General features: G+C 49.7%; 14 protein-coding genes and 1 pseudogene. 12 read left to right on the top strand and 3 right to left on the bottom strand.

Features of this window, described 5'->3' with window-relative positions; all coding sequences use genetic code 11:
- Positions 1 to 334: 334 nt before the first annotated feature.
- A complete protein-coding gene (locus ACFFSY_RS33810; RefSeq protein WP_377502802.1) occupies positions 335 to 799 on the top strand; it encodes a MarR family winged helix-turn-helix transcriptional regulator in 465 nt (154 codons plus the stop codon).
- 463 nt (positions 800 to 1,262) lie between these two features.
- On the opposite strand, the gene ACFFSY_RS33805 is transcribed toward ACFFSY_RS33810, so the two are convergent.
- Positions 1,263 to 1,583 carry a hypothetical protein gene (locus tag ACFFSY_RS33805; RefSeq protein ID WP_377502800.1) on the bottom strand — a complete coding sequence of 107 codons (321 nt, stop codon included), beginning with the start codon at positions 1,581 to 1,583 and terminating at the stop codon, positions 1,263 to 1,265.
- 528 nt (positions 1,584 to 2,111) lie between these two features.
- Here ACFFSY_RS33805 and ACFFSY_RS33800 point away from each other — a divergent pair.
- The 5 genes from ACFFSY_RS33800 (at position 2,112) to ACFFSY_RS33780 (ending at position 7,265) form a co-directional block, all read left to right on the top strand.
- Entirely contained in the window at positions 2,112 to 3,092 is a 981-nt protein-coding gene (locus ACFFSY_RS33800; protein ID WP_377502798.1) for a glycoside hydrolase family 43 protein, read from the top strand.
- Between the two features lie 321 nt (positions 3,093 to 3,413).
- Complete coding sequence (locus tag ACFFSY_RS33795) at positions 3,414 to 4,817, top strand: ABC transporter substrate-binding protein (RefSeq protein WP_377502796.1); 1,404 nt, start codon at positions 3,414 to 3,416, stop codon at positions 4,815 to 4,817.
- Positions 4,818 to 4,935: 118 nt separating this feature from the next.
- A complete protein-coding gene (locus ACFFSY_RS33790; RefSeq protein ID WP_377502794.1) occupies positions 4,936 to 5,820 on the top strand; it encodes a carbohydrate ABC transporter permease in 885 nt (294 codons plus the stop codon).
- 18 nt (positions 5,821 to 5,838) lie between these two features.
- Complete coding sequence (locus tag ACFFSY_RS33785; RefSeq protein ID WP_377502792.1) at positions 5,839 to 6,678, top strand: carbohydrate ABC transporter permease; 840 nt, start codon at positions 5,839 to 5,841, stop codon at positions 6,676 to 6,678.
- Between the two features lie 197 nt (positions 6,679 to 6,875).
- Complete coding sequence (locus ACFFSY_RS33780) at positions 6,876 to 7,265, top strand: VOC family protein (RefSeq protein ID WP_377502790.1); 390 nt, start codon at positions 6,876 to 6,878, stop codon at positions 7,263 to 7,265.
- Positions 7,266 to 7,432: 167 nt separating this feature from the next.
- Here the strand turns inward: ACFFSY_RS33780 and ACFFSY_RS33775 are convergent, their stop codons facing one another.
- The gene (locus ACFFSY_RS33775) at positions 7,433 to 7,672 is read right to left on the bottom strand and encodes a hypothetical protein (protein WP_377502788.1); all 240 of its coding nucleotides are present in this window, start codon (positions 7,670 to 7,672) and stop codon (positions 7,433 to 7,435) included.
- Positions 7,673 to 7,888: 216 nt separating this feature from the next.
- On the opposite strand from ACFFSY_RS33775, the gene ACFFSY_RS33770 reads away from it, so the two are divergent.
- From ACFFSY_RS33770 to ACFFSY_RS33755, 4 genes are all read left to right on the top strand, one after another.
- Positions 7,889 to 8,524, top strand: a complete 636-nt coding sequence (locus ACFFSY_RS33770) for an SGNH/GDSL hydrolase family protein (RefSeq protein ID WP_377502786.1) — start codon at positions 7,889 to 7,891, stop codon at positions 8,522 to 8,524.
- A 44-nt stretch (positions 8,525 to 8,568) separates the two neighbouring features.
- On the top strand, positions 8,569 to 9,249 hold the full coding sequence (locus ACFFSY_RS33765) for an MSMEG_1061 family FMN-dependent PPOX-type flavoprotein (protein ID WP_377502784.1): 681 nt from the start codon (positions 8,569 to 8,571) through the stop codon (positions 9,247 to 9,249).
- Between the two features lie 561 nt (positions 9,250 to 9,810).
- Positions 9,811 to 10,512 carry an RNA polymerase sporulation sigma factor SigK gene (sigK, locus tag ACFFSY_RS33760; protein WP_377502782.1) on the top strand — a complete coding sequence of 234 codons (702 nt, stop codon included), beginning with the start codon at positions 9,811 to 9,813 and terminating at the stop codon, positions 10,510 to 10,512.
- Positions 10,513 to 10,928: 416 nt separating this feature from the next.
- The gene (locus tag ACFFSY_RS33755) at positions 10,929 to 11,753 is read left to right on the top strand and encodes a hypothetical protein (protein ID WP_377502781.1); all 825 of its coding nucleotides are present in this window, start codon (positions 10,929 to 10,931) and stop codon (positions 11,751 to 11,753) included.
- 23 nt (positions 11,754 to 11,776) lie between these two features.
- On the opposite strand, the gene ACFFSY_RS33750 is transcribed toward ACFFSY_RS33755, so the two are convergent.
- Positions 11,777 to 12,385 (bottom strand): GNAT family N-acetyltransferase, encoded by a 609-nt coding sequence (locus tag ACFFSY_RS33750; RefSeq protein WP_377502779.1) that lies wholly within the window; start codon positions 12,383 to 12,385, stop codon positions 11,777 to 11,779.
- Between the two features lie 180 nt (positions 12,386 to 12,565).
- Here ACFFSY_RS33750 and ACFFSY_RS33745 point away from each other — a divergent pair.
- Positions 12,566 to 12,912: pseudogene (locus ACFFSY_RS33745) on the top strand (sigma factor-like helix-turn-helix DNA-binding protein); the annotation flags it as partial.
- A gap of 314 nt (positions 12,913 to 13,226) precedes the next feature.
- Positions 13,227 to 14,693: a GIY-YIG nuclease family protein gene (locus ACFFSY_RS33740; RefSeq protein ID WP_377502777.1), complete on the top strand. Its 1,467-nt coding sequence runs from the start codon at positions 13,227 to 13,229 to the stop codon at positions 14,691 to 14,693.
- The last annotated feature ends 119 nt before the right edge of the window (positions 14,694 to 14,812 follow it).

The following is a 14,812-nucleotide window of genomic DNA, read 5'->3' as shown; positions in this document are numbered from 1 at the left end:
ATTTGAGGCTAAATCGATGGCTGCTCCTTGTTACCCTTCGGGTTGCTTGGGACGGCCTCTTAAATTGGCAAGACGCGGGCATCGCACGAGGTTTGGCCGCCGACGTGTGACCGATCACCGCGTGCCGCGATGGCACAACGTGCCGCGATGGCACCGCGCGGCGGGAGGTGCGCCGACACACAAGCGCGGTTGAAATGAAAGCGCTTCTTGGCCTGGAGGCGGGGAAGTTCACCAAACCGTACCACAACTGCCTCCTGTGCGCTTTACTTTGCTCTGCTGTTCCTCTAAAGTTAAGGGAAAGAACGAAGGTGCGGCAAGGAGTGGGCATGGCGCAATGACCGATAATGGGCACGAGGAATGGATGGAGCTGGATCAGGCGTTTATTCAGCTTCGCAGGCGAATGGATGCCGAATGGACGCGCATGAACGCGTTCGGACTGAACCCGATGCAGGCCCGAATCTTGGTGCGGTTGACCGAGGAGGGGGCGTTGAAGGCATCGGTGTTGGCAGAGAAGCTGTTCATTACGCCAGGCGCGGTAACGGGCATCGCGGACAAGTTGATCGAGATGGGCCTCCTGGAGCGGGAACGCGCGCAGGATGACCGGCGCGTCGTCTTCCTGTCCGTAACGGAAGAGGGCAGGTCGATCGTCAAGACGCTGAAGGAGAAGCGCATGGTGATCACGACCAAAATGTTCTCCGGCTTGTCCGCGGTGGACATTCGCGAGCTGACGCGTCTGCTGAACCGGATAAGCCTGAATATCGACGAGGCCAATGCGGGACGGCGCGAAGAGGCCGAATAGACGAAGAGCCAGATGGAGGGAATGCATTCGCGTTCCACTCCTCTGGCTCTTCGCTCGTTCGCGCGCCAGCCGGGATAGGCTGACGGCGCGGCTCATCCCTGCAGGCAAAGGACCGCCCGCATAGCCGCGGATCAAGTCTCTGCCTCGTGGACGAGATCCGCTCCTCGTTTGTCAAGCGGAGGCATGGACTGGATTATTCGCTGCTGTTGTTTGGTTTGCTGTTGCCGGACTTGGAATCGCGGGACGTCGTGTTTTGCTTGCCGTGCCCTTGCTGCTTCGCCATGGTGACCCCTCCCTTCGTATGCACATGGGATATAGTGTTAATCGGCGAGCACAGTCTTATGAGAGGGAGAGAGTGGGAAAACGAACGCAAAAAAGCCCTGTTGCCCGCGAGGGAGAACAAGGCTTAAGCGCATTGGGCGCGGCCGCGTTCTACGCGCGGCGCGCTCCTACAATGGCCGGTTCAAGACAAAAGGCTTCGCAAATGGGACTGATGCCATTTGGAAACCGGAACGAGCTTGGATTCCGAGTTGCGGTCGAAGCGCGCCATGCCGTCCTCCACCGCAATGACTTTGCGGACGTTGACGTAACAGTTGGCGTTGGCTTTGACGAATAGGCCGCTGGCAATGTAGCTGTTCAGTTGTTCGGACGGCACGCTTTTCTTTATATTGTAGTTGCGTCCGTGAAAGCTGACGAGCCCCAGCCGGCTCACCTTGAAGTATAGGATGTCGGTATCGATCTCGAAGTTCTCGTACACATTGCGTTCCTCTTTCGCTAGATTCATCAACATGCGCCCCCTAAACGATGAATTTGTTAGCGCTTTCATAATAGCATGAATTGCGTCGGAAAGAAATGGGTTGACAAAAAAATGTTCATTAAAGGGATGAAATGCATACGTGAAAGGGATGAAATGCATAGGTGGACGCGAATAGTTGATTGTATGATGCAACAAGACGTGCGGTGGCAACTGACGTCGATATGATTAGCGGATTGCGAATGATCGGACAATAGGCGCATGGATTCTTACTTTAAACATCTGCAATCATTCACGAATTTGCAAATCAGTTCATAGCTCAAGCGCAAATGGTTAATGTAATCGCGAATGATAGCGAGATGTAGCTGATTCGAACGTCGGTAAAACGCGCGAAAAGGCGCGAAACAGCTCGATTGGATGAATGATTCGGCTGTTGAGGGTGCCTGCAAACGCAAACATTCTCAAAAAAGATGTTGATTAAACTTCATGTTATAAATATAATAAAAACATGAATTATTAATGATCATATTAACTTTTATTGAGAAGGTGAAAGCAGGCATGACCAACATCTCGGCAGCACGCGAAATCTCCAATCCGCTTATCGAGCAGCGCGCGGATCCTTGGATTTACCGCCACACCGACGGCTTCTATTACTTCACGGCTTCCGTGCCGGAGTACGACCGGATCGAAGTTAGACGTTCTCAGACGCTCGCGGGTCTTGCGCAAGCGGAACCGGCAGTCGCATGGCGCAAATATGAAACCGGCATGATGAGCGCGAATATTTGGGCGCCGGAAATCCATTACGTGGACGGCAAATGGTATATCTACTTCGCGGCGGCGCGCACGGTCGAGACGAACGACGGCTTGTTCGACCACCGGATGTTCGTGCTTGAGAACGCTTCCGCCAATCCGCTCGAAGGCGAGTGGGTCGAGAAGGGGCAGCTTCGCACGAAATGGGAATCGTTCGCTCTGGATGCGACTACGTTCGAGCATGAAGGCGTGCGTTATCTCGTGTGGGCGCAGAAGGATCCGGCCATCAAAGGAAACTCCAACCTGTATATCGCGCCGATGACGAGTCCTTGGGAAATCGATATCGAACGTCAGGTCATGATTACAACGCCGGAGTATGATTGGGAGCGAATTGGCTTCCTTGTTAATGAAGGCGCAGCGGTGCTGAAGCGAAATGGTAAGATTTTCATTACCTATTCGGCCAGCGCGACCGATTATAATTACTGCATGGGCATTATCTGGGCAGCGGAGACGTCGGACCTGCTCGATCCGACATCGTGGATCAAGTCGGAGACGCCGGTATTCGGTACGAATGAAGCGAACAGCCAGTACGGACCGGGCCATAACAGCTTCACCGTGACGGAGGACGGACGCGACGTGATCGTGTATCATGCGCGCAATTATAAAGAGATTACAGGCGATCCGTTGTACGATCCGAACCGTCATACGCGGGTGCAGTTGTTCGGCTGGAACGCCGACGGCACGCCGAACTTCGGCCAGCCGGTACCGGACGGGAAGACGACGTTTTAACCTTATTGTTATCGTTAATGTTTTTGTGAAATTCAGTATTTACGGGGCGTTAGTAGGAGCGGGTAGCAAATTTAGAAAGAAAATATTGACTTTGAAAGCGCTCTATAATAATATTACTAACATAAAAGCAAAGACGTTAATAAATTAACTAATTTGATCGAAAATAAGAAAAGGCGTGCATGAGCAAGCGGCACCCGTTTTCTTATGGCCGAGAGCTGGCGAGCCGATCGCACAGACGAATGAATGCGGTTTCAATGAATGCGCGGACATCACACCCGAGACGCGCGAGCAATCATGATATAAATAATGGAGGGGTTCAACGTGGCAAAAAAGAAAGGTCTTCTGTCTGTAGCAGCACTCTCGATGGCTACCGTGCTTGTTCTGAGCGGTTGCGGCGGCAATAATGAGAGCGGTAACAACGGCGCAACCGGCGAGAGCGCCGGCAATGCGGGCACGAGCAGCAACAGCGGCAAAGTCGAAACGAAAGAATTGTCGTTCATGTTCCGCGGCGGCACGGACGAGCAGAAAGCCTACACGAAGGTTATCGAGAAATTCGAAGCCGACCATCCGGGCGTGAAAGTCAAAATCACGGTAACGGCAGCCGATCAATACGCCACGAAGCTGAAAGCGGCGATCACGGGCAAAAAAGTGCCGGACGTCTTCTACTTCAACTACGGCGACCTCCGCGCTTACGTGAACAGCGGCGTCCTGGCTGACATCACGGAGCAAATCGAAGGCAACTCCAATATCGATATCGCGAACATTTGGGATAAAGGCGTGAACCTGTACCGTTACGACGGCAACGTGGTCGGCCAAGGCAAGCTGTACGGCCTGCCGAAAGACCTTGGTCCATTCTCGCTCGGCTACAACAAGACGATGTTCGAGAAAGCGGGCGTACCGCTGCCGGACAAAGACAAGCCGTATACATGGGATGAGTTCATCGAAGTCAACAAGCAGCTGACGAAGGACAACAACGGCGACGGCAAACCGGACCAATACGGCACGGGCTTCAACGTCAACTGGGCGCTGCAGGCGTTCGTATGGAGCAACGGCGCAGACTGGATCAGCGAAGACGGCACGAAAGTCACGATCGACGATCCGAAGTTCGCCGAAGCGCTGCAATACTTCGCCGATATGCAGAACGTGCACAAAATCACGCCGTCGATCGAAGACGCGCAAACGCTTGACACGTACCAACGTTGGATGAAAGGCGAGCTGGCGTTCTTCCCGGTCGGTCCTTGGGATATGCCGACTTACGAGAAGCTTCCATTCGACTATGACCTGATCCCTTACCCAGCTGGCTCCACGGGCAAATCGGCAACATGGGTCGGCTCCCTGGGTATCGGCGTATCGTCCAAAACGAAATATCCGCAAGAAGCAGCTGAGCTGGTTGCCTACCTGACAGGCTCCCAAGAAGGCATGCAAATGCTGGTTGACGCGAAGGTGCAAATCCCGAACTTGAAGGACATGGCGGCCACTTGGGCAGCCGACACGACGACGAAGCCGGCGAACAAGCAAGAGTTCATGGATATCGTCAACGACTACGGCCGTTCCCTGCCAGGCGAGCGCACATACAACGCAGAGTGGTATAACCTGTTCTTCACGGATATCCAGCCTGTCCTCGACGGCAAAGTAACGGCGGCGGATTATGTCAAATCCGAACAGCCGAAGATGCAGAAGCTGCTTGACAAAGCGCTTGAGCAAGAAGCGAAATCCAAGAAATAATCCTACCTAAATAAAGAAATAGTCAAGACGTTCCGGCGATGACGACAAGCGGCTTTCCTTTCCGAAGGCGAAAGCGCAAGGCGTCATCGCCGAGTACGTCCGCACTCAGGGGTGACTTATGGAGACGAAGTCCAATCTGTACCGCAAAGAAAAATATTACGGTCTGCTCTTTATCCTTCCGCCTGTGCTTGGATTCATCATCTTCGGCTTGTATCCGACGCTCTATTCCGTCTACAGCTCGTTCACCGACATGGACGGCTTGGGACAGATGAATTTTATCGGTCTGGATAACTATAAGGAACTGTGGAGCGACGAGTTGTTCCACAAATCGATGTTCAATACCGTCTTCATGATGATCGGCATTCCGATCGGTCTTATTCTGGCGCTGCTGCTCGCTCTGGGTCTCAACCGGGGGATCTGGGGAACGACCGCATTCCGCGTCATTTATTACATTCCCGTCATTTCTTCGCTCGCCGCGATCTCGATTCTGTGGCAATGGGCCTATAACGGCGACTACGGCTTGGTAAACCAGTTCCTCGATCTGTTCGGCATCGAAGGTCCGAACTGGCTTGCCGATAAAAATACGGTCAAACCGGCCATTATGCTGATGGCCATCTGGAAAGGTCTTGGCTACACGATGCTGCTGTACTTGGCGGCCATTCAGAGCGTGCCGAAGGACTACTACGAAGCGGCCGAGCTCGACGGGGCCAACGGTTGGCAGGCATTCTGGAACATCACGTGGCCAATGGTGAAGCCGGTTACGTTCTTCCTCGTCGTGACGAACATCATCGGAGGGTCGCAGATTTTCACCGAGATCAACATCATGACGTCCACGGGCGGTCCGGAGTTCAGCTCGGCCTCCGTCGTGTTCTACATCTGGCAGAAGGCGTTCGGCAACTTGCAGATGGGTTACGCGTCCGCGATGTCCGTCGTGCTCGGTCTGTTCATCTTCATCGTCACGCTGCTGCAATTCAAACTCGACAAATCGAGCCAAAACGACTAGAAAGGAGCGAACTGACCTATGCGTACACGCAGCAAAATCATCGGGGACGGCATTATTTTCGTCCTCCTCGCCATCGGCGCGATTGTCATGATCGCTCCATTAATCTGGATGGTCTCGACGTCGGTGAAAGACAAGATGGCAGTATTCGCCCTTCCGCCGAAATGGATTCCGGACCCGTTCATTTGGAGCAAATATTCGGAAATTTGGAGCGCGGGTCCGCTGCTCTCCGGTATTCAAAACAGCGTCATTATCGCCGTGTCCGTCACGGTCGTCGGCACGTTCACGTCGTCGCTTGCGGCTTTCGCGTTCGCGAAGCTGAAGGTGCCGTATAAGGATACGATCTTCCTCATTCTGCTCTCGTCGCTGATGATTCCGTACCCATCCATCATGATTCCGCAGTTCGTCATGTTCTCGGAGCTGGGCTGGACGGACTCGCTGAAGCCGCTCATCGTGCCGGGGTTGTTCGGCAACATCGTCATGATCTTCTTCCTGCGCCAGTACCTGTCGAGCGTGCCGAATGCGATCATCGAAGCGGCGAAGATCGACGGCAGCTCGTACTTCGGCATCTACGGCCGGGTCATCTTCCCGCTCATCAAGCCGGCGATCGCGGCGCAGTTCATTCTGTGGTTCATGGGCATCTGGAATGACTACCTGGCGCCGATCATCTACTTGAACTCGCCGGAGAAGCAGACGCTTCAATTGGTTATCGCGAGCTTCAACGCCATGTACGCGATTCAGACGGACTATCCGCTCATCATGGCCGCATCGGTCATCGCGCTCCTGCCGATGCTGATCGTCTTCGTCGTCTTCCAGAAGCAGATCATCGAGTCGGTCGCGATCTCGGGCGTCAAAGGGTAACAAGTAGTCTGTTACTGCCTTCGGGCAGCGAGTACGCAATATTACTCATGGCGGTATCAGGGCAGTATCAAGGACCTTTGCTTGCGCATCCGGCGCGGGCGAGGGTCTTTTTTAGTATAAATGATGTTTACAAACGAACATACATTCGCTATTATCATAAATGGGTGAAAATACCATTTGAGTGGAGGCAATCTTTAATGGATATTACCAAAGCGAAGGTAGAAAATTCTCTTACCGTATTATTGGTTTCAAACTTGGCTAAGTCCCAATCTTATTATGAAAAGGCTTTGGGATGTGAAGTTAACGAGCACTGGGCCATTAGAGATAACTTCGGGTTAGGATTCAAATTAATTCAAGCAGCAGACATCTCCGATGTCAGACCTAACAAGGGTGTGTGGAATACGTATGCCTATGCAAAAACACATCAGGAACTTGACTGTCTATATGAAGAACTTAAGGCAAACGGAGCACTAGTAGCCTCAGAACCCGTTGTAACCGAGCATGATTGGGGCGTCTGGAAGGAGTTTTCTGTTCAAGATCCGGACGGTTATGTGATCGGCTTCGGTTCGGGAAACAAAAATAGCTAGTTACCTATATGACACGACGGCACCCGGCGCACGATCAGCTGCCGTTCGTCATTGAAGTAACGGGAAGCATAGCGGAACACACAACAGCCAGCTACTCCATTCTTGGCGAATGGGAGCTGGCAATTGATTACCGCGAACTTAATGAATTCGCTCAAAGAAGCCGTTCGCTATAGTCGTATATGGGGCGGAAAGTGGAATGTCCCATTTACGACAACTACCTTAGAACCTTTCGTGAACCTTCTTTTTATTGTTTGTTTCTCACCACTGACAAGGAGCTCAATGGTTGCTTTGTTCGCTGTTGAAAGGTAAACGACATGCCCATCCTTCACCTTTTTTCTTATCCAGTTTTTATCAAAGGTTGCCAACAAAATCCGATTAGATACGGTATGATCGTGAACGACTGCCATAGTATCGTCCCTCCTTATGATAGTTGTAATCATAATATGTTGGACGACGTGGGGATGAAGGGGGACAAGTGTGGATGTTGAAGGAAATGAGCACTTGTACCTGCAATAGGACCATGGAAAAAGGACAAAAAGTTCGGGTTACGCGGCGGCGGCGTTTCTGGTAAGGTGAAGGAAAACAAGGGTACGCCCGCAAGGGCGGAAGAGGAGATGAGGAAAATGGCAGCGCTTACGGCGAACGGCGTCATTTTGTTTCAAGGGGACAGCATTACCGATTGTGGGCGCAATTATAAGGAAGCGGCTAGTTTGGGCGTCGGCTACCCGTATTTCATCGCGGCCGAGCTGGGACGGCTCTATCCGGAGCTGAACTTGACGTTCTATAACCGGGGCATCAGCGGCAACCGGGTTGTCGATCTGGAGCAGCGGTGGGAGCAGGATTGTCTGGCGCTGAATCCGACGGTCGTCTCGATTTATATTGGCATTAATGACACGTGGCGGCGTTACGATAATAACGATCCGACGAGCACGGAGCAGTATTACGATGGTTACCGGCGGCTCATCACGAGCACGCTGGACCGGCTGGACGCGAGACTGGTGCTCATCGAGCCGTTCGTGCTGCCGGTACCGGAAGATCGCAAAGGCTGGCGCGAGGATCTCGATCCGAAAATCGCGGCCGTCCGCGAGCTGGCGCAGGAGTTCAAGACGGCGTACGTCCCGCTCGACGGGCTGTTCGCGCAGGCGAGCATGAAGACGGGGCCGGCTTACTGGGCAGGCGACGGGGTCCACCCTTCTGCGGCGGGGCAATCGCTAATCGCGAAGGCGTGGCTGGAGGCGATCGGCGTTCGGGCGCGGTAGAGCGGGTTAGCTGCTAGCGATGGTCAAGCGAGGCGGTCGCGTGGTTGCTTCACTCGCAGTCCGGACGATACAATGAAGATTCAAGGGAATACGACTACGAGAACGGCAGCAGCCAAGAGGAGACGAACATGCTGGATAGCAAGTGGCAACAAGGAATCATCACGTCGGCGGAGGAGATGCAGTCGATCGTGGGTCAGCCGCATGACGCGGTGGTGAGCAAGACGGTCGGCGTCCTCGATGCGGGAATCGAGCGATATCTCGCGATGTCGCCAATCTTCTTCCTCGCTTCGTCGGGGGCCGGGGGCCGGGCAGACGTCTCGCCGCGCGGCGATGAGCCGGGCTTCGTCAAGGTGCTCGACGAGCGGCATCTCATCTTCCCGGACCGTATGGGCAACCGGCGGATCGATTCGCTGCTCAATATCGCGGACAACCCGCAAGTGGGCCTCATTTTCCTCATCCCGGGCCTGAATGAAGTGCTGCGGATTAACGGCCGCGCGTATGTAACGCGGAGCGAGGAACTGATCGCGGCGCAGCAATGGAGGGGCAAGACGACCGGCTTGGCCGTCATCGTGGAGGTCGAAGAGGCGTTCGTCCATTGTCCGCGCGCGCTCAAGCAATCCGGCATCTGGAGCGGCGAGACGTGGCCGGACAAGGAGACGCTGCCATCGACGATGGAGATGTTCAAGGCCCATCTGAAGCTGAACGGGTATGAGTTGAAGGAATAGGAAGAAGGCGCGGCTGGTTGAATTCGAAGAGCGGGTTGGCACAATTGCCGAGAGTGCCGAGAAGGTCTCCTGGGATTTCTCTGAATGCGTCGTCGATTTGTATCACCAGCTGGAGAAGGATTAGACCAAGAAGAGAGCGAATATCGAATAGGCAAACGAAAGCGACCGCGCCTTCCGAATATCGGAGGCGCGGTCGCTTTTTTGCGATATTTAATGAAAGGATGCGATAAAGGGCTAGAGCAGAAAGTTACACTTGCGTGTCGAGGAAGCGCAGCTTCAGCAGATCGCCTTGCACATCCGAGACTGGCGGAATGGCGGCCGCGATGATAGGCAGCTTGCCGTGTGTTGGTTTGTTGTGGGCGTGATGGAGTGGAGGAAAGATTCAAGCACGTCAGGGCTGCTCATATACCCGGAGGAGAGGGGGACGAATCATTTTTCTCATCGTCGGCCGTACAGGCACGCTTGGGCCTTCGCCCACATACACTATAGAACAGTCTTCCGAGAAAAGCGCGGAACCGCAGCGTTCCTACGCGTCAAATCAGCATGGAGGTGGCCGGTACAATGCCTGGATTATTCGCGGCGATCGCACTGTTTATTAAGCAGCTGACCCTGCTCGTCTCGTATGTCAAAAACAACGCCTTCCCACAGCCGCTGCAAGAAGAAGAGGAACTCAAGCACCTGCAGCTTATGGCGGAGGGCAACCCGCATTCCCGCAACCTGCTCATCGAGCACAACTTGCGGCTTGTCGCGCACATTGTGAAAAAATTCGATAACACCGGGGAAGACCTGGAAGATTTGATCAGCATCGGCACCATCGGCCTGATCAAAGCGATCGAGAGCTTCCAGCAGGGCAAGGGTACGAAGCTCGCGACGTTCGCGGCCCGTTGTATCGAGAACGAAATCCTTATGCACCTGCGTTCGTTGAAGAAAACGAAGAAAGATGTTTCGCTGCACGACCCGATCGGGACGGACAAAGAGGGGAACGAAATTACGCTGATCGACATCCTTGGATCGGAAGCCGACGATGTGGCGGATAAGGTGCAGCTGAAGATAGAGAAGAGCAAGATTTATAAGAACCTGGATATTTTGGATGACCGGGAGAAGGAAGTCGTGGTTGGAAGGTTCGGATTGATCTCGGGTGGGGAAGAGCGAACGCAGCGGGAGATTGCGAAGGAATTGGGGATTAGCCGGAGTTACGTTTCGAGGATCGAAAAAAGGGCGCTGATGAAGCTGTATCATGAGTTTTATAAGCAGAAGAAGTGAAAAAGGATGGTAACTATTCAATAAGGGGCGATCGCACTGTATAAGAGCGATCGTCTTTTTTGTCTACTTAGGTCAAATCTTGCAAAAGTAAGGCGGGAAGAGGAAGCAAAAGTCAAACGCGGAGACTCATCGATTGCTGAAGGTCTTATCAAGTGAAGTTATAATGGAAGGACCTCTACAATTTCAAACTACAAAGTACATAATGAATTCAGGTTTTGTGAGTGTCTACTTGAAGGAGATAAAACTATCGGAGCGGCATATTAATATCTTCCCAGAACAACTCGGTTCGAGACCCAGTGAAGGTACTACATAACGGATATCGACAGCTCCGTCTACTTTGCTAGGCGGTTTTTGTTTTATATTGGAGAATAGGACAAAATGATGACTGTGTATCTTGATAGTGGGGGTGATCGACCATGATCAAAGTGGATATACAGCTCATTGAACTGAAGAAGATTAAACCCTACAGGTTAAAAAAAGTCGCAGAGAAAACAATTGAAACACGGAAAAGAATTATTGAGAAGAGCGATCAATGTTTTATCGCTCTGACCGTTCAAAAAGATACAAAGGGAGATTTTTATTGGCTAATTCATGATGATGAAGACTATTTGGCGTATTGTCGCACTGCAGGAAGAGATTCGGTTTATTGCAATGTTCGACCTGCTTTAAATGAAACCGAGCGGAAAATAGAAAAATTAAAAACCATGAATATGCCGCGGACAACCAAATGGATCGACCAGCATGAGTTGATTAGCGAACTGAAAGAAGAGATGACTCTATCGGATATAGAGCGGAGATCCGGCGTTGCCGAAAGCAAATTAAAGAAATTTGAATTTCATAAAGATGTTCCATCGTGTTACATAGATACAGCCAATCAGAAAGGGGAACACCATGGAATTCTAAACAGAATTGCTAAGCTGTATCTGGGTGAACCACTTAGTAAGTATCTTTACGAAAGAGCTTCATTATTCAGTGGAAACAGTTATCGCTTAAAACATGACCAGTTAACCCAAGTGGAGCAGATGGTTGAAGCCCCTGGTTTCACTAGTCTAGATATTGATGATCAATTAAAACTAATGAAGCGAGCTACAGAATTCCAAGCTATCTTAGAATCCACTTGGCAGAATGATATCAATGCGATTTTGAGTAGCTATAGACCGCCGCGCAGCAAACGGTTTATCGTTAATGTATCATCGAAAAGCAAGAGGAAACGAATGAAGCGTAATGAAACCCGCACCTAAGGAGCGGGTTTTCTTCTGGAGTGCTATTCCATGCTAGTAATATGGTAGCTGTTAATGATTTTACTTTTCTTGCTTAATGAATCGGTATATGAGAGTTTAACCAGAGTCTTGGATTTTTTATGTTTCAGATTGATGGGACGTGTCATGCTTAAAGATTGATTAGTTGGTCCATTCCAGCTTATAAAACCGTTTTTACGCCAGAACCGTGCAGCAGTTTTATCTTGAGCTCTTAACATCATAATTTCGAAGCCCAAGTTTGATTCCTCAATATAGTCGAAGAATACCTGCATTGTTTTTGTCCCTATCCCTTGCCCCTTTGGGTGCACAATGAAATCAACGATTTCAACGGTTGGTTGGTATATTTCGAGCCAGGATACCCCTACAGTTTTAGTTTTTGGGTCATGAAGATAAAGGATGAGGTGAACGCTAACGTTATTCTTTCCCCCATAATATGAAACCGTCCATCTTTCCGAGTCATTGCTAACAACAGAATGTACAACAGGTATTCCTAAGGAATATTGAAGGCGTTTTGCGAAAGATTCCAATGTTGTTGGATTTATATTTTTTAATACACTGGTTAGTTTTGATTGCCAGCGGATCTCACTCCAATAATCTTGGTTGTTTTTGTTCATAGTTGGCCTCCCCAATTTGAAGAAGTATTTTCAATAGATAGTTGGCATCACATCACATTTATCTCTTCTTAAAATGGATATAAGGGAATGCGGTATAATTTAGAACCTTTATTTCTTATTACTGCTCAACTGAAATTGATGAAGTGTTTGGCAAGATGATGCATAGAAGGTTAAGGTGAGAAGGAAGTCTCCCTACACGACCCGATCGGGACGGACAAAGAGGGGAACGAAATTACGCTGACCGACATCCTCGGTTCGGAAGCCGACGATGTGGCCGAGCATATGCTTCCGAAGTAAGTTTACTGCGAAAATTTTAAGTACAGCTGAAGTTAGAGAAGAGCAAGATCTATAAGAACCTAGATATCCTCGATGACCGGGAGAAGGAAGTCGTTGTGGGCCGGGTCGGGCTCATTACAGGTGGGGAAGAGCGGACGCAGCGGGAGATTGCGAAGGAATTGGGGATCTCGCGGAGTTATGTGTCTCGGATAGAGAAGCAGGCGTTGATGAAGCAGTATCATGAGTTGTGATTTACTTTATCGCGTTCGATTAATACGTAGCTTTATAGGACATTTGACATTTGTTAAATGTCTTTTTTTTGTTGCATGGAACCGTATTTTTTCATTATGAAGCGACAGTGAGGATCCGATGAAATTCCTAATAGATGTATTCTTTATGCCAGCGAAAAAGGCGGAGAATTCAATCACTATACTGAAAAGACAAAGAAACTAGCAATATAGTTGTAATTGCAGAGTTATCACTTAATTTATTGGAGGACATCTGCTAGGTATGTCGAATAAAGTAGTAAGTTCTTCTTAAATTAACCGTTTTTTGGAGGCGTCAGATGTTAAGGAAAGTGTTTGAATTATTCCGTCTTGATAAATCACTAGAGGAAAAAAAGAAACAACTTGCCGAGATCGAAGTGAAAATTAATAACATGGAACGACTTATCGAGGAGACAATTGCTCCAGTTCGATTGGCAGGCGAAGAAAGGGCTATTCAACTGATTAGGGCTGCTAATGAAGAGGCAACTGTAATCGTTGAGTCAGCCAAACAAGATATTGTGGCTGTATTATCTGAAAAAGAAAAACTTACGAATGAAAATAAACAATTAGAAGAGAGCAATCTCAAACTTACGAAGGAGATATCTAAACAGGAGAAGACAGCTAGAAAGTTCAAAGCTGACGTATTAGGGGTTCAAAGACTGATCGAACAGTTTCCTAATGCTGTTGATTTCAACGCCATTGGAGAGCAAATTAAGCTCCTAGAGTCTGCAATGAATGACGGGGAGGTTCTTGACACCATTGTTCACTTGAATCTGCATTACAAGGATTCGAAAGCACTTCGAGCAGAAATGAACGCCAATAATAAGGATATTCGGAATCTACTCGAGTCTTACCGTTCCCGATATACAACAAAGGCTAATGCCACTATTTATGAATTAATGGTAATTGGTCTTCAGGCAGAATTGCAAAATATCCTCTATACATTGAGTTACAGTAATCTTGATAAAGCAATCGAAAACTCGAAAACATTGATAAACAAGTATTTGGGAATCTGCGCGAACGGTAATGCAAATATCTTACCAACGGTCACACGCTTCCTTACAGAACTTGCTCCGTTGTTTGAGATGGCTATTCGAATTGAGTTCAAGTACTATGTTCAAAAGGAACTTGAAAAAGAAGAACAACGAAAAATTCGTGAAATTATGCGTCAAGAGGCAGAAGAGAAGAGACTTCTTGAAGAGGAACGAAAAAAGATCGAGAAGGAGGAAGAGAAGTACATCCAAGAAATTGAGCGGAATAAGGCACTTCTTGCTACCGAAACGGATACATCTAAAATAGCTGCTCTAGAGGCACGCCTTAAGGAACTGAAGGAACAGGTCGAAAAACTGGAAGATGCCAAGGAAGAAATCATCAAACGGGCCAATGGCAAGGCGGGTTATGTATATGTAATATCTAACCTTGGGTCTTTCGGAGAGCAGATGTTTAAAGTCGGTATGACTCGACGTCTTGATCCAATGGATCGGGTTGAGGAACTTGGTGATGCGTCGGTTCCGTTCAAATTCGATGTGCACGCACTCGTATTCAGTGACGATGCGGTGGGTTTAGAGCAGAAATTACATACTGTTCTAGAGAAACAACGAGTGAACAAGATCAACCTGCGCAAAGAGTTCTTCTATGCAACGGTTGATGGGCTGCAACAAATTGTTCAGGAGATAGATCCGACGGTTGAATTTATTAAAACTATGACTGCGGCAGAGTATCGCCAAAGCTTAAGTTTTGAGGAAGAGGAGACACTTTCAGCTTAACTTAACTTGAATGGACAGCAGTATTGATCTTATTTTCATTGACAATGTAGTTCCGCTGGCGAGGTTTAACTGGAAGTGGATGGACCACCAAGCATCATACAGACGGGTGAACATCATCA

The organism is Paenibacillus aurantiacus (genome assembly GCF_042431225.1).
Classification (GTDB): domain Bacteria; phylum Bacillota; class Bacilli; order Paenibacillales; family Paenibacillaceae; genus Paenibacillus_Z; species Paenibacillus_Z aurantiacus.
This window is presented reverse-complemented; position numbering and strand designations above follow the sequence as displayed.